16 protein-coding genes are annotated in these 14,413 nt (G+C 42.0%); 14 read left to right on the forward strand and 2 right to left on the reverse strand.

The annotated features are described in order from the left end of the window. Window positions 1-26 precede the first annotated feature (26 nt). Together ciaR and D8854_RS00255 are read left to right on the forward strand one after the other, a co-directional pair. Window positions 27-701 (forward strand): two-component system response regulator CiaR, encoded by a 675-nt coding sequence (gene ciaR / locus D8854_RS00250; RefSeq protein WP_000590630.1) that lies wholly within the window; start codon window positions 27-29, stop codon window positions 699-701. Next, window positions 691-2,028, forward strand: a complete 1,338-nt coding sequence (locus D8854_RS00255; RefSeq protein WP_125448870.1) for a sensor histidine kinase — start codon at window positions 691-693, stop codon at window positions 2,026-2,028. The genes ciaR and D8854_RS00255 overlap by 11 nt, the downstream gene beginning before the upstream one ends. Before the next feature lie 64 nt (window positions 2,029-2,092). Here the strand turns inward: D8854_RS00255 and D8854_RS00260 are convergent, their stop codons facing one another. Further along, the gene (locus D8854_RS00260) at window positions 2,093-2,377 is read right to left on the reverse strand and encodes a DUF3270 domain-containing protein (RefSeq protein WP_125448872.1); all 285 of its coding nucleotides are present in this window, start codon (window positions 2,375-2,377) and stop codon (window positions 2,093-2,095) included. Between the two features lie 381 nt (window positions 2,378-2,758). On the opposite strand from D8854_RS00260, the gene D8854_RS00265 reads away from it, so the two are divergent. The 9 genes from D8854_RS00265 (at window position 2,759) to deoD (ending at window position 10,798) form a co-directional block, all read left to right on the forward strand. Next, window positions 2,759-3,814, forward strand: a complete 1,056-nt coding sequence (locus tag D8854_RS00265; protein WP_125448874.1) for an ABC transporter permease — start codon at window positions 2,759-2,761, stop codon at window positions 3,812-3,814. A gap of 13 nt (window positions 3,815-3,827) precedes the next feature. Next, a complete protein-coding gene (locus D8854_RS00270) occupies window positions 3,828-4,508 on the forward strand; it encodes an ABC transporter ATP-binding protein (RefSeq protein WP_000125743.1) in 681 nt (226 codons plus the stop codon). 127 nt (window positions 4,509-4,635) lie between these two features. After that, a complete protein-coding gene (locus D8854_RS00275) occupies window positions 4,636-5,565 on the forward strand; it encodes a peptidase U32 family protein (RefSeq protein WP_125448876.1) in 930 nt (309 codons plus the stop codon). Between the two features lie 105 nt (window positions 5,566-5,670). After that, complete coding sequence (gene rpiA / locus D8854_RS00280) at window positions 5,671-6,354, forward strand: ribose-5-phosphate isomerase RpiA (protein ID WP_125448878.1); 684 nt, start codon at window positions 5,671-5,673, stop codon at window positions 6,352-6,354. Between the two features lie 13 nt (window positions 6,355-6,367). Further along, the gene (locus tag D8854_RS00285; protein WP_000033118.1) at window positions 6,368-7,579 is read left to right on the forward strand and encodes a phosphopentomutase; all 1,212 of its coding nucleotides are present in this window, start codon (window positions 6,368-6,370) and stop codon (window positions 7,577-7,579) included. A gap of 1 nt (window position 7,580) precedes the next feature. Beyond that, on the forward strand, window positions 7,581-8,141 hold the full coding sequence (locus D8854_RS00290; protein ID WP_125448880.1) for a DUF1697 domain-containing protein: 561 nt from the start codon (window positions 7,581-7,583) through the stop codon (window positions 8,139-8,141). Further along, complete coding sequence (locus D8854_RS00295; protein ID WP_125448882.1) at window positions 8,138-8,947, forward strand: purine-nucleoside phosphorylase; 810 nt, start codon at window positions 8,138-8,140, stop codon at window positions 8,945-8,947. Before D8854_RS00290 ends, D8854_RS00295 begins: the two co-directional genes overlap by 4 nt. A 4-nt stretch (window positions 8,948-8,951) precedes the next feature. After that, window positions 8,952-9,662 (forward strand): type 1 glutamine amidotransferase, encoded by a 711-nt coding sequence (locus D8854_RS00300; RefSeq protein WP_125448884.1) that lies wholly within the window; start codon window positions 8,952-8,954, stop codon window positions 9,660-9,662. Between the two features lie 425 nt (window positions 9,663-10,087). Next, a complete protein-coding gene (deoD, locus tag D8854_RS00305) occupies window positions 10,088-10,798 on the forward strand; it encodes a purine-nucleoside phosphorylase (RefSeq protein WP_000022080.1) in 711 nt (236 codons plus the stop codon). Window positions 10,799-10,830: 32 nt separating this feature from the next. Here the strand turns inward: deoD and pavA are convergent, their stop codons facing one another. Further along, complete coding sequence (pavA, locus tag D8854_RS00310; protein ID WP_125448886.1) at window positions 10,831-12,486, reverse strand: Rqc2 family fibronectin-binding protein PavA; 1,656 nt, start codon at window positions 12,484-12,486, stop codon at window positions 10,831-10,833. 104 nt (window positions 12,487-12,590) lie between these two features. Between pavA and ybeY the strand changes: the two genes are divergently transcribed. The 3 genes from ybeY to era are packed head-to-tail and all read left to right on the forward strand — an operon-like array spanning window position 12,591 to window position 14,380. Continuing rightward, entirely contained in the window at window positions 12,591-13,088 is a 498-nt protein-coding gene (ybeY, locus tag D8854_RS00315) for an rRNA maturation RNase YbeY (RefSeq protein WP_125448888.1), read from the forward strand. Next, window positions 13,069-13,464: a diacylglycerol kinase family protein gene (locus D8854_RS00320; RefSeq protein WP_061409093.1), complete on the forward strand. Its 396-nt coding sequence runs from the start codon at window positions 13,069-13,071 to the stop codon at window positions 13,462-13,464. The genes ybeY and D8854_RS00320 overlap by 20 nt, the downstream gene beginning before the upstream one ends. A 16-nt stretch (window positions 13,465-13,480) precedes the next feature. Continuing rightward, window positions 13,481-14,380, forward strand: coding sequence for a GTPase Era (gene era / locus D8854_RS00325; protein ID WP_125448890.1), 900 nt, complete (start codon window positions 13,481-13,483; stop codon window positions 14,378-14,380). The last annotated feature ends 33 nt before the right edge of the window (window positions 14,381-14,413 follow it).

The following is a 14,413-nucleotide window of genomic DNA, read 5'->3' on the forward strand; positions in this document are numbered from 1 at the left end:
ATAATCGTAACAAGGAGGAGTTTCTGATGATAAAAATCTTATTAGTAGAAGATGATCTAGGTCTGTCAAACTCAGTATTTGACTTTTTAGATGATTTTGCAGATGTCATGCAGGTCTTTGATGGAGAAGAAGGTCTCTACGAAGCAGAAAGTGGCGTTTATGACTTGATTCTGCTTGACCTGATGTTGCCTGAAAAAAATGGCTTCCAAGTTTTGAAAGAATTGCGTGAAAAAGGAATTACAACACCAGTCCTTATCATGACTGCCAAAGAGAGTTTGGATGACAAGGGACATGGTTTTGAGTTGGGAGCGGATGACTACCTCACCAAACCCTTCTACCTAGAAGAACTCAAAATGCGGATTCAAGCCCTTCTCAAACGTTCAGGCAAGTTTAACGAAAATACCTTGACCTATGGGGATATTGTCGTCAACCTTTCAACGAATGAAGTAAAAGTGGAAGATACTCCTGTGGAATTGCTCGGGAAAGAGTTTGAGTTATTGGTTTACTTCCTTCAAAATCAAAATGTCATTCTTCCCAAGACACAAATTTTTGACCGCCTATGGGGATTTGATAGCGATACGACTATTTCCGTTGTAGAAGTCTATGTTTCAAAAGTTCGTAAGAAACTGAAGGGGACAGCCTTTGCTGAAAATCTTCAAACCTTGCGTAGTGTCGGGTATATTTTAAAAGATGTTCAATAAACTAAAAAAAACATGGTATGCGGATGATTTCAGCTATTTCATTCGAAACTTCGGAGTGTTCACCCTGATTTTCTCTGCTATGACCTTGATTATCCTTCAGGTCATGCACTCGAGTCTCTACACCTCTGTAGATGAAAAACTCCAAGCCCTTAGTAGTAGTCCACAAGCTGTCATCCAGTTAGCCCTTAATCGGGCAACTGAGGAAGTCAAGGATATTCAACCAGCAACAGCGGATGCCAGTAAGGCTGAAGTAAAGCCCAATGTTAGCTCAAATACAGAAGTTTTGCTCTTTGACAAGGATTTTAACCAACTCTTACTGGGCAATCGCTTTTTAGGCTTGGACAAGATCAAACTGGACAAGAAAGAGTTGAATCATATTCGGCAAATCCAAGTTGTCAATAGCTACGGTCAGGAAGAAACCTACCGTATGATCTTGATGGAAACAAATTCGTCCACTGTTTCAAGCAACGTCAAATATGCGGCGGTTTTAATCAATACCAGTCAGCTCGAGCAAATCAGCCAAAACCATGAGCATTTAATCGTAGTGGTCATGGCCAGTTTCTGGCTTCTGTCTTTAATTGCTAGTGTTTACCTTGCCCGTGTCAGTGTCAAACCCTTACTGGAAAGTATGCAAAAGCAGAAGTCCTTTGTTGAAAATGCAAGCCACGAACTGAGAACACCTTTGGCTGTTTTACAAAATCGTTTAGAGACTCTCTTTCGAAAACCAGAGGCAACAATCATGGAATCCAGCGAAAGCATTGCTTCTAGCCTCGAAGAAGTTCGCAACATGCGCTTCCTTACAACCAACCTTCTCAATTTAGCACGTCGAGATGATGGACTTAAGCCAGAAATAGCAGAAGTTTCTCCACAATTCTTTAAAACCACCTTTACCAACTATGAGTTAATTGCTTCTGAAAATGATCGAGTTTTTGACTATGAAAATCGGATTTATCGTCCCTTCATGACCGATCAGTTGCTCTTAAAACAACTCATGACCATCTTGTTTGATAATGCCATCAAGTATACCGAAGAAGATGGAAAAATTGAGTTTGTGGTTTATGCTACAGATCGCCACCTCTATCTAACAGTAGCGGATAATGGGATTGGAATCTCAGCTGCTGACAAGAAGAAAATCTTTGACCGTTTTTACCGTGTAGACAAGGCGAGAACCCGTCAGAAAGGTGGCTTTGGCTTGGGACTTTCTTTGGCCAAGCAGATTGTTGATGCCTTACGAGGAACGATTAGCGTAAAAGATAACAAACCTAGAGGAACGATTTTTGAAGTTAAAGTCGCTATCCAATCTCCTCCAAAACGAAAGAATAAATAAAAAAGACAGTTTTATAACTGTCTTTTCAGATAACTAGAAAAGAGGTTGGTAGTAGTACCAACCTTTATTTTAAAATCTTTTGTTTAATAATCTTTCGTTGAAGTTGTAAAAGTGCGAAACTAAGACCCATAGCAGCAATAAATGATAAAGCTGCATTCAATTTTAAGGCCAAAAAGATAAAGCTAAAAAGCACCATAAAAATACAAAAACAAGCAATATTTACAAAAAATAAAATCTCTTTTAGGTTAGAGCCAACAGGGGCTTCAGGTGTGTAATCTTGGTAAAGCGGAGTTTGTTTCGATTCGGGAATTTGTTCAAACTCATAAGCTTCTAGTTTTCTTGCGGGCATGATTCTCTCCTTAACAGTACCTAACCATTTTATCATTTTTTATGCAGAGAATTGTTACAGAATGGTTACAAAACTACTAAAGTCTCTTATCATCTTCTAAGTCACTCTTCTTGACACCCACTAGAGAAAGTGATAGCATGGATGTTACACTTAAAACAGATGCCCCGACCTTCTCTATTATAGATATACTGAGAAAGGAAAGGATAACTTATATAAATTGATAGCAAGCAAGTGCTTTTCCTAAGATAATTTGTTGAGTTGCTACCGTGATTCTTTGTAAAAGAGGTAGGAGTTGTTTTGAATGGATGAAAAGACAGAAATTCTGTCTATTGGATTGGGTGGCCTTCTTGCTACCTCTGGGAAACGTTAAAGGAGATAAGCATGTATCTTGCTATCAAAGAAATAGTGCGAAACAAACTTCGATATAGTTTGATTCTAACTACCATTTTTCTTATCGCTTTTATGGTCTTTTTTATGACCAGTTTAGCTCTTGGTCTTGTGCGAAACAACCGGGCTGCGATTGATAATTGGCAAGCGACGGGTGTGGTTTTATCTGACTACGCCAATGATAATTTGACGGCATCTTTTATTCCTGAAAAGGACTACAAGGAGAAGAGTTCTAAAGATGCTGCTCCTCTGGGCTATATGTTCGCTGTGACCAATCTAGTCGATGATAGTGAAAAAGTCAATGTTTCCATCTTTGCTCAAGAGTGGGACTCTTTTATCTCTCCTAGTTTGACGGAGGGACGGTATCCTGAGGAGGATGATGAGGTTGTCGTGGATCAGTCCTTTGAGAACTATGGAATCAAACTAGGTGACACCATTCAGCTGAATGGAAGTGAGGCAAGTTACAAGATTGTAGGCCTGACTCAAGGTAATAAATTTTTCACCGAGCCTGTTGTCTTTACGAGTCTGTCAACTTATTGGACCTTACAAGGAACCTTGAAAGCCTATCGTTCCATCTCTGCCTTGGTATTGAAAAATGATATAGAAGTGGCTGGCGATGGACTGAAACAGATTTCTATTCCCAAAATGATTTCGAAAATTCCTGGTTACACACCTCAGGTGAATGTATTTTCAGGGATGATTCTCGCTATGATTGTCATCACAGGCTTGATTGTGGGGATTTTTGTTTATATCATTACCATTCAAAAACTAGGACTTTATGGAATAATGCGGGCTCAGGGAATACAGATCAAAACCATTGTATGGTCTCTTTTCTGTCAAATCTTCCTCCTAGCTGGTATGGGGATTGCTTTAGCCTTGCTGGCAATTGGTGGAGTGATTTTAGTCTTACCAGCTACCTTCTTTTTCTACCCAAGTTGGATGGCCTACTCTGTCCTAAGTTTGGTAATTTGCTTGATGGCCCTTCTAGGTGGTGTCATTTCACTTCCACGCTTGTTAAAGGTGGACCCGATTACTGCGATTGCAGAGTGATAAGGAGAATAGTATGACAGCATTGATTGAAATGACTCAAGTGACAAAAACGTACGGGGAGGGAAAGATGAAAGTCGTGGCCCTGCATGAGACGAATTTTCAGCTAAATGCGGGAGAGTTCGTGGCTATCGTTGGACCTTCAGGCTCTGGAAAGACGACCTTTCTAACGACTCTAGGACAACTTCAGGAAGCATCGAGTGGAAAGATTTTGGTAAAGGGGAAGGAAACAGGAAGTTTGACGGAGAAGGAGAAAACAGACCTCCGTTTTAGAGAGTTTGGCTTTATTCTACAAGCTTCAAACTTAATTCCTTTTCTAACGGTCAAGGAACAGCTGGATTTGATTGACAGACTGGATAAGGGAAAAAATAGTAAAAGTGATCGAAAAGAGTTACTTGACTTGTTGGATTTGGAAAAGGTACAAGATCATTATCCCAAGGCTTTATCAGGTGGCGAACGTCAACGTGCGGCCATTGCTAGAGCGCTTTATAACAATCCAAGCATCGTGCTGGCAGATGAGCCGACAGCCAGTCTAGATACTCAGCGTGCTTACCAAGTAACGGAAATGTTGGCTGCCATTGCCCACGAACAAGGTAGAGGAGTTGTCATGATTACACATGATACACGCCTTCTTGATAAGGTTGACCGTATCTATGTTATGAATGATGGTCACCTAGTAGAAAAAACACATGCATAAAAAAGAGAGTGGACGGTACTGGTTACTGTTCACTTTTTTGATTGAAAACTTTAAAAAAGACTTTGACTTTTTATAAAATTCCTAGTATTCATAGCTGATTTTTGAGAATTGTGGTATAATTTTCCTTATGGAAAAGATTATTATTACAGCAACTGCTGAAAGTATTGAACAAGTTAAACAACTACTCGAAGCTGGCGTAGACCGTATCTATGTCGGTGAGAAAGATTTTGGCCTTCGTCTGCCAACGACCTTTAGTTATGAAGAGTTGCGCACCATCGCTAAGCTCGTTCATGATGCGGGTAAGGAATTGATTGTTGCAGTCAACGCCCTCATGCACCAAGATATGATGGACCGTATCAAGCCCTTCCTAGACTTCTTGGAAGAAATCAAGACAGACTATATTACAGTAGGAGATGCAGGTGTCTTTTATGTGGTCAACCGTGATGGCTATTCCTTCAAGACGATCTACGATGCTTCAACTATGGTGACAAGCAGTCGTCAGATTAACTTCTGGGGCCAAAAGGCAGGAGCTTCTGAGGCAGTTTTGGCGCGTGAAATTCCATCTGCTGAACTCTTCAAGATGCCAGAGATTTTGGAAATTCCTGCTGAAGTGTTGGTTTATGGCGCTAGTGTCATTCACCATTCTAAGCGTCCGCTCTTACAAAACTACTATAACTTTACGCATATCGATGATGAAAAGACACGTAAGCGTGACCTCTTCTTGGCAGAACCAAGTGATCCAGAGAGCCATTATTCCATCTTTGAAGATAATCATGGTACCCATATCTTTGCCAACAATGACCTTGATCTGATGACCAAATTGACTGAGTTGGTGGAGCATGGCTTTACTCACTGGAAACTAGAAGGGCTCTACACTCCTGGTCAGAACTTTGTTGAGATTGCTAAACTCTTTATCCAAGCGCGTAGCTTGATCCATGAGGGCAACTTTAGTCATGACCAAGCCTTCTTGTTGGATGAGGAAGTGCGCAAGCTCCATCCCAAAAATCGTTTCCTCGATACCGGATTCTATGATTACGATCCTGATATGGTTAAATAGGACACCAAAACCCGAAATAAAAATGTTCGGGTTTTTCAAGTGTATTCATGAAATAAAAACGGATACATGTTATAATAAAAGTAGCTCTATATTGGAGGTGTTTAAGTGGAGAGTCTGAAAAAGATGGCAGGTATCAAGGCTGCTGAGTTTGTCAAGGATGGGATGGTTGTCGGACTGGGAACGGGTTCTACTGCCTATTATTTTGTCGAAGAAATCGGTCGTCGGATTAAGGAAGAAGGATTGCAGATTACAGCTGTGACGACTTCCGGTGTGACCAGTAAACAGGCAGAAGGTCTTAATATCCCGCTCAAGTCGATTGATCAAGTAGACTTTGTTGATGTGACGGTTGACGGGGCGGATGAAGTAGATAGCCAGTTTAATGGAATCAAAGGTGGTGGGGGCGCCCTTCTCATGGAGAAGGTTGTTGCAACTCCATCTAAAGAATACATCTGGGTTGTTGATGAAAGCAAACTAGTAGAAAAACTAGGTGCTTTTAAATTGCCTGTGGAAGTGGTTCAGTATGGCGCAGAACAGGTCTTTCGTCGTTTTGAGCGAGCTAGCTACAAACCAAGTTTCCGTGAAAAAGACGGCCAACGTTTTGTGACCGATATGCAAAACTTTATCATTGATCTAGCCTTGGAAGTCATCGAAGACCCAATTGCTTTCGGACAAGAATTAGACCATGTCGTTGGTGTCGTAGAGCATGGCTTATTCAACCAAATGGTGGATAAGGTCATCGTTGCTGGACGAGACGGGGTTCAGATTTTAACTTCAACAAAAGGGAAATAAAAGGAGACAGACTATGTCAAAATTTAATCGTATTCACTTGGTAGTACTGGATTCTGTAGGAATCGGTGCTGCGCCAGATGCCAATAACTTTGTCAATGCAGGGGTTCCAGATGGAGCTTCTGACACACTGGGACACATTTCAAAAACAGTTGGTTTGAATGTGCCAAACATGGCTAAAATCGGTCTAGGAAATATTCCTCGTGAAACACCGTTGAAGACTGTTCCAGCAGAAAGCAACCCAACAGGATATGCAACAAAATTGGAAGAAGTATCACTTGGTAAGGATACTATGACGGGACACTGGGAAATCATGGGACTCAACATTACAGAGCCTTTCGATACTTTCTGGAACGGATTCCCAGAAGAAATCTTGACAAAAATCGAAGAATTTTCAGGACGCAAGGTCATTCGTGAAGCCAATAAACCATACTCAGGAACAGCTGTTATCGATGACTTTGGACCACGTCAAATGGAAACTGGGGAGTTGATTATCTATACTTCAGCTGACCCAGTTTTGCAGATTGCTGCCCACGAAGATATCATTCCTTTGGATGAATTGTACCGTATCTGTGAATACGCGCGTTCGATTACCCTTGAGCGCCCCGCTCTTCTAGGTCGTATCATTGCCCGTCCTTATGTAGGTGAGCCAGGTAACTTCACTCGTACAGCAAACCGTCGTGACTTGGCAGTTTCACCATTTGCTCCAACTGTTCTCGATAAACTCAATGAAGCAGGTATCGATACTTATGCTGTTGGTAAAATCAACGATATCTTTAACGGTGCTGGTATCAATCATGACATGGGCCACAACAAGTCAAACAGCCACGGAATTGATACATTATTGAAGACCATGGGACTTGCTGAGTTTGAAAAAGGATTCTCCTTCACAAACTTAGTTGACTTTGATGCTCTTTACGGCCACCGCCGCAATGCTCATGGTTACCGTGATTGCTTGCATGAGTTTGATGAACGCTTGCCTGAAATTATCGCAGCCATGAGAGAGAACGACCTTCTCTTGATTACTGCGGACCATGGAAATGACCCAACCTATGCAGGAACAGACCACACTCGCGAATATATTCCACTTTTAGCCTACAGCCCTGCTTTTAAGGGAAATGGTGTCATTCCAGTTGGACATTTTGCAGATATCTCAGCGACAGTTGCGGATAACTTTGGTGTTGAAACTGCCATGATTGGGGAAAGTTTCTTAGATAAATTGGTATAAGATGACGCGACACGCTTTACTGGTAAGGGGCATTAATGTCGGTGGGAAAAATAAAGTTGTCATGGCGGATCTTCGTCAAGAATTGGCAGAGTTGGGACTGGAAAAAGTTGAAACCTACATCAACAGTGGCAATATTTTCTTTACTTCGACAGATCCTAAAGCCCGATTGGTTGAAAAGTTAGAGGCTTTCTTTGAAGTCCATTATCCATTTATTCAGAGCTTTTCTTTGCTGAGTCAGGAAGATTATGAAGAAGAGCTGAAGAATCTGCCAGATTGGTGGACCAAAGATTTGGCACGAAAGGATGTCCTCTTTTACACGGAGGGCTTGGATGTGGATCAAGTCATAGCGACAGTTGATAGTTTAGAACTGAAAGATGAAGTGGTTCATTTTGGAAGACTTGGGATTTTCTGGGGGAAATTCTCTGAGGAATCCTACTATGCAACTGCCTATCATAAGTACTTGCTCAAGATGCCTTTTTATCGCCACATCACCATTCGCAATGCCAAAACCTTTGACAAAATCGGTCAAATGTTAAAAAATAATAAAGGAGACACACAATGACATTTTTAGATAAGATCAAGGAAACAGCTACTTTCCTGAAAGACAAGGGAATCCAAGCGCCTGAGTTCGGTCTAATCCTTGGATCGGGTCTTGGAGAATTGGCGGAAGAAATCGAGAAACCAGTTGTAGTAGACTATGCTGAGATTCCAAACTGGGGCCGTTCGACAGTAGTCGGTCACGCTGGTAAATTGGTATATGGAGAACTTGCAGGTCGAAAAGTCTTGGCTCTTCAAGGTCGTTTCCATTTCTACGAGGGAAATCCTCTTGAAGTCGTGACTTTCCCAGTACGTGTGATGAAAGTTCTCGGATGTGAAGGTGTCATTGTAACTAATGCAGCTGGAGGTATTGGATTTGGTCCTGGTACCTTGATGGCTATCTCAGACCATATCAATATGACGGGGCAAAACCCATTGATGGGTGAAAACTTGGATGATTTTGGTCCACGTTTCCCAGATATGTCTAAAGCCTACACACCAGAATACCGTACAACTGCCCATGAAGTGGCTAAAAAACTTGGTATCAAGCTTGATGAAGGTGTCTATATTGGTGTAACAGGTCCGACTTATGAAACACCTGCAGAAATTCGTGCCTATAAGACATTGGGAGCAGATGCAGTTGGTATGTCTACAGTTCCTGAAGTTATTGTGGCAGCCCACTCTGGCATGAAAGTTCTAGGAATTTCATGTATCACTAACCATGCTGCAGGTTTCCAAGAAGAACTCAATCATGAAGAGGTTGTAGAAGTGACTGAACGTGTCAAAGGTGACTTCAAAGGCTTGCTTAAAGCTATTATTGCTGAATTGTAATGTCATGAGAGTTCACTTTATTTTACATGAGACATTTGAGGTTCCAGGTGCTTATCTAAAATGGGCTCTGGAACGAGGCCATCACATTACATCAACAAAGGTTTATGAAAAAGAACCTCTTCCTGAAACAATTGACGGGATTGATTTTCTGATTGTCATGGGTGGTCCTCAATCACCTGATGAGGATAGAGAAAACTTCCCATACTATGACCCTGAGGCTGAGCTTGCTTTTATGAAAGAAGCAATTGCCGCAGATATCTATATCGTTGGTGTCTGTCTTGGTGCTCAGCTCTTGTCTGTTGCCTATGGTGCGAAGTATGAACATAGTCCAGAGCGCGAGATCGGCGTTTATCCTGTGACATTGACGATGGAAGGTCTAACAGATCCTCATGTCAGCTTGTTCGGAGAAACCTTAGAAACCGGCCACTGGCACGGTGATATGCCAGGGCTGACAGAGGATGCTGTTGTTCTTGCGACCAGTCAAGGTTGTCCACGTCAGATTATTCGCTTCAGTCCAAAACATTATGCCTTTCAGGCTCATTTGGAATTTGATCCCGAAGCAGTAGAACTCTTAATTACTGCGGATGGTGAGGAGCAATTAAGAGAGCAAAGTGAAAAGTTCACTTTCGTTCAAACACCAGAAGAATTACGTAGAAACGATTACTCTGAAATGAATGCAAAACTGTACGCATTTTTAGATTCATTGGTAAACTAGGAATTACAGAAAGGCAGAGTATCTGAGTTATAGTCAAACTCGGGCTAACTGTTCTGCGAAATATTTAAATTTAAAATCAAGAAAGGATGGGTAAACCGTATTTACTGAACTGAATACGGGCGGAGAACTGTGTAAAAAGATAAACTGTCTAGCATCTGCGATGTGTCGTCAGTTTCCTATTTTTACTTTGTTCTCTGTCGCTGTCCTGTCCTGTATATACAATAAAGAAAGGTAGAGCGAAGTGTTCAAATTTGAACACGAGCGGAAAACTTTTCATAACAATAAAAGAAAGGATGGGGAAACCGTATTTGCTGAACTGAATACGGGCGGAGAACTGTGTAAAAAAGATAAACTGTCTAGCATCTGTGATGCGTCGTCAGTTTCCTATTTTTACTTTGTTCTCTGTCGCCCTTTATATCTTAACTATGTCTATCCATATTGCTGCTAAGCAGGGTGAAATTGCTGATAAAATTCTTCTTCCTGGGGATCCTCTTCGTGCGAAATTTATTGCGGAGAATTTCCTTGAAGATGCTGTTTGTTTTAATGAAGTGCGTAACATGTTTGGCTACACTGGTACTTACAAGGGTCACCGTGTATCTGTCATGGGAACTGGGATGGGAATGCCATCTATTTCGATTTATGCGCGCGAGTTGATTGTGGACTACGGTGTGAAAAAATTGATCCGCGTGGGAACTGCGGGTTCTTTGAATGAAGATGTCCACGTCCGTGAATTGGTTTTGGCACAAGCAGCTGCAACCAACTCAAACATCATCCGCAACGACTGGCCACAGTATGATTTCCCACAAATCGCTAGTTTTGACTTGCTAGACAAGGCCTACCATATTGCCAAAGAACTCGGTATGACCACCCACGTTGGGAATGTTTTGTCATCAGATGTTTTTTATTCAAACTACTTTGAAAAGAACATCGAGCTTGGTAAATGGGGAGTCAAGGCTGTGGAAATGGAAGCGGCAGCCCTTTACTATCTTGCTGCCCAACACCACGTCGATGCACTTGCTATCATGACCATTTCTGATAGCTTGGTAAATCCAGATGAAGACACCACTGCAGAAGAACGCCAAAACACCTTCACCGATATGATGAAGGTTGGTTTGGAAACCTTGATTGCAGAGTAAAATGTAAAAGAAAATCCTGAATTCACTTGAAATCAGGATTTTTTCATAGATGCGATTTTTTCTGGGTCTGGTGTAACGCGGAGGGTCTTTTGTCCTGTGTAGGTTACAAAGCCAGGTTTTCCACCAGTTGGTTTGTTGAGTTTCTTGACTTCAATCATATCCACTTGCACGAGATTTGACAAGCGCCCTTTGGAGAAGTAGGCAGCCAGTTCCGCCGCATCTGTTTTAACTTCATCAGATGGGTCAAGATTTCCTGAGATGACGACATGACTTCCAGGAATGTCCTTGGCATGGAACCAAAGTTCCTCCTTGCGGGCCATTTTAAAGGTCAATTCCTCGTTTTGAAGATTGTTTCGACCGACATAGATAATGGTTTTGCCATCGCTCGCCAGATACTGTTCTGGTTTTTTGCGTTTCTGAATTTTCTCGCGTTGGCGTCTTCTAATGAAGCCTGTTTGGATCAATTCCTCACGGATTTCAGCGATTTCCTCCAGCCCTGCTTGGTTGAGCACAGTCTCCACGCTTTCCAGATAGAGAATAGTTGCCTTGGTTTCTTCAATCAACTCAGTCAGGTATTTGACAGCTTCTTTGAGTTTCTGGTAACGTTTAAAGTAGCGTTGAGCATTCTGACTGGGAGTCAAGGCCTTATCAAGCGCAATAGTGATAGGTTGATTGGTGTAGTAGTTGTCTAGGATAACCTGATCTTGGTCATTAGGCACTTGGTGGAGGAAGGTTGTCAACAATTCTCCTTTTTGGCGAAATTCCTCAGCGTTGTCTGTCGCTAGTAACTCTTTTTCTTGTTTTTTTAGCTTATGTCGATTTTTCTGAAGTTCATTTTCAACACGTCGAATGAGTTCACTGGCTTGCTGTTTGACGCGGTCCCGTTCAGCCTTGTCCTTATAGTAGGTGTCTAGCAAGTCAGAAAGGCTGGCAAAAGGCTCTCCTACAGGATTCGCAAAAGGAACTGGACTGAAAGAAGTCTCTGTTAAGCATGGCTTGGTTTCTTGACTGAAAAAGTTACGGAAAGTGGATAGTTTGTCACTAACCAATAGACTTTCCAGTTCGTTTGCCGTATCACGACCTAAACCTTGAAAGAGGCTTTGAATATTTTTTGCTGTTAGTTCCTGTGTTTGCAGGATTTCAAAGAGCTTTTCATCCTTGACAGTAAAAGGATTGAGAGACTCGGTACTTGGTGGAGCGATATAGGTCGAACCTGGAAGTAAGGTGCGGTAGCTATTTTGTGAAAAGCCAACGTGTTTGATGACTTCGAGGATTTTATGGCTACTTTTATCCACGAGGAGAATATTGCTGTGTTTGCCCATGATCTCGATAATCAATGTAGCCTGGATATGGTCTCCAATCTCATTTTTATTGGAAACGGTGATCTCCACGATACGGTCGTTTTCGACTTGCTCAATCGACTCAATCACGGCGCCTTGTAAATACTTTCTCAAAACCATGATAAAGGTAGAAGGCTGGGCAGGATTTTCAAAAGTCGTTTGGGTTAGCTGAATGCGTCCGAAAACTGGATGGGCAGAGAGGAGCAGGCGATGGCTTTGGCGATTGTTGCGGATTTGCAAGACCAATTCTTGTTCAAAAGGTTGATTGATTTTCTGGATGCGACCATTGACCAACTCTCTTCGCAATTCCTCAACCATGTGGTGTAAAAAAAATCCGTCAAATGACATCGTTCTCTCCTTGTGATTGTATTCCATAGTATTATATCAAAAAGGTAGAATAAAATCATAGAAATATGGTATAATAAAGCCAAGTAAAGAGAATCGAGAAGTACATGTATATTGAAATGGTGGATGAAACTGGTCAAGTTTCACAAGAAATTTTGCAACAAACCCAAGAAATCTTGGAATTTGCAGCCAAAAAAATAGGAAAAGAAGACAAGGAGATGGCAGTTACTTTTGTGACCAATGAGCGTAGCCACGAACTCAACCTCGAGTACCGTGATACGGATCGTCCGACAGATGTCATCAGCCTTGAGTATAAACCAGAATTGGACATTTCCTTTGATGAGGAAGATCTGCTTTATAATCCTGAACTGGCAGAAATGATGTCTGAGTTTGATGCCTACATTGGGGAACTTTTCATCTCTATCGATAAAGCGCATGAGCAGGCTGAGGAATACGGTCACAGCTTTGAGCGTGAGATGGGCTTCTTGGCGGTACACGGCTTTTTACATATTAACGGCTACGATCACTACACTCCGGAAGAAGAAGCGGAGATGTTCGGTTTACAAGAAGAAATTTTAACAGCCTATGGACTCACAAGACAATAAACGAAAATGGAAAAATCGTGACCTGGTATCCAGTTTAGAATTTGCACTTACAGGAATTCTGACTGCAATCAAGGAAGAACGCAATATGCGAAAACATGCAGTGACGGCTCTAGTGGTCATCCTTGCAGGTTTTGTTTTTCAGGTGTCACGGATCGAATGGCTCTTTCTCCTGATGAGCATTTTCTTGGTAGTAGCCTTTGAAATTATTAACTCTGCTATCGAAAATGTGGTTGATCTAGCCAGTCACTATCACTTTTCTATGTTGGCAAAGAAAGCAAAGGACATGGCGGCAGGAGCCGTACTTGTGGTTTCCCTTCTTGCCGCAGTGATTGGTGCACTTATCTTTCTCCCACGGATTTGGGATTTACTATTTTAAACAATAAGAGGAAATTATGACATTTAAATCAGGCTTTGTAGCCATTTTAGGACGTCCCAATGTTGGGAAGTCAACCTTTTTAAATCACGTCATGGGGCAAAAGATTGCTATCATGAGTGACAAGGCGCAAACAACGCGCAATAAAATCATGGGGATTTACACCACGGATAAGGAGCAGATTGTCTTTATCGACACACCAGGAATTCATAAACCTAAGACAGCTCTTGGAGATTTTATGGTGGAATCTGCCTACAGCACCCTTCGTGAAGTGGATACTGTTCTTTTCATGGTTCCTGCTGACGAAGCGCGTGGTAAGGGGGACGATATGATCATCGAGCGCCTGAAAGCTGCCAAAGTTCCAGTGATTCTGGTGGTCAATAAGATTGACAAGGTCCACCCAGACCAACTTCTGGCTCAGATTGATGACTTCCGTAACCAAATGGACTTTAAGGAGATTGTTCCTATCTCAGCCCTTCAGGGAAATAACGTTTCTCGTCTAATTGACATCCTTAGTGAAAATCTAGAGGAAGGTTTCCAGTATTTCCCAGCTGATCAAATCACAGACCACCCAGAGCGTTTCTTGGTTTCAGAAATGATTCGTGAGAAAGTTCTGCACCTAACTCGTGAAGAGATTCCACACTCAGTCGCAGTAGTGGTTGACTCTATGAAGCGTGACGAAGAGACGGATAAGGTTCATATCCGAGCTACTATTATGGTTGAGCGCGACAGCCAAAAAGGGATTGTCATTGGTAAAGGTGGCGCTATGCTCAAGAAAATTGGGACCATGGCCCGTAGAGATATCGAACTCATGCTAGGGGACAAGGTTTTCCTAGAAACTTGGGTAAAGGTCAAGAAAAACTGGCGTGATAAAAAGCTAGATTTGGCTGACTTTGGCTATAATGAAAAAGAATACTAAGTAGAGGTGGGCTCATGCCTGCTTCTTGTTTTT

Origin of the sequence: Streptococcus mitis (genome assembly GCF_003943905.1) — a bacterium.
Lineage (GTDB): Bacteria > Bacillota > Bacilli > Lactobacillales > Streptococcaceae > Streptococcus > Streptococcus mitis_BC.

Coding starts and splice junctions, on each gene's coding strand:
- D8854_RS00320 (WP_061409093.1), top strand. CDS start 13,069: ATGGACTCACAAGACAATAAACGAAAATGGAAAAATCGTGACCTGGTA.
- pavA (WP_125448886.1), bottom strand. CDS start 12,486: ATGTCATTTGACGGATTTTTTTTACACCACATGGTTGAGGAATTGCGA.
- D8854_RS00295 (WP_125448882.1), top strand. CDS start 8,138: ATGACATTTTTAGATAAGATCAAGGAAACAGCTACTTTCCTGAAAGAC.
- era (WP_125448890.1), top strand. CDS start 13,481: ATGACATTTAAATCAGGCTTTGTAGCCATTTTAGGACGTCCCAATGTT.
- ciaR (WP_000590630.1), top strand. CDS start 27: ATGATAAAAATCTTATTAGTAGAAGATGATCTAGGTCTGTCAAACTCA.
- D8854_RS00285 (WP_000033118.1), top strand. CDS start 6,368: ATGTCAAAATTTAATCGTATTCACTTGGTAGTACTGGATTCTGTAGGA.
- D8854_RS00290 (WP_125448880.1), top strand. CDS start 7,581: ATGACGCGACACGCTTTACTGGTAAGGGGCATTAATGTCGGTGGGAAA.
- deoD (WP_000022080.1), top strand. CDS start 10,088: ATGTCTATCCATATTGCTGCTAAGCAGGGTGAAATTGCTGATAAAATT.
- D8854_RS00260 (WP_125448872.1), bottom strand. CDS start 2,377: ATGCCCGCAAGAAAACTAGAAGCTTATGAGTTTGAACAAATTCCCGAA.
- D8854_RS00275 (WP_125448876.1), top strand. CDS start 4,636: ATGGAAAAGATTATTATTACAGCAACTGCTGAAAGTATTGAACAAGTT.
- ybeY (WP_125448888.1), top strand. CDS start 12,591: ATGTATATTGAAATGGTGGATGAAACTGGTCAAGTTTCACAAGAAATT.
- D8854_RS00300 (WP_125448884.1), top strand. CDS start 8,952: ATGAGAGTTCACTTTATTTTACATGAGACATTTGAGGTTCCAGGTGCT.
- D8854_RS00270 (WP_000125743.1), top strand. CDS start 3,828: ATGACAGCATTGATTGAAATGACTCAAGTGACAAAAACGTACGGGGAG.
- D8854_RS00265 (WP_125448874.1), top strand. CDS start 2,759: ATGTATCTTGCTATCAAAGAAATAGTGCGAAACAAACTTCGATATAGT.
- D8854_RS00255 (WP_125448870.1), top strand. CDS start 691: ATGTTCAATAAACTAAAAAAAACATGGTATGCGGATGATTTCAGCTAT.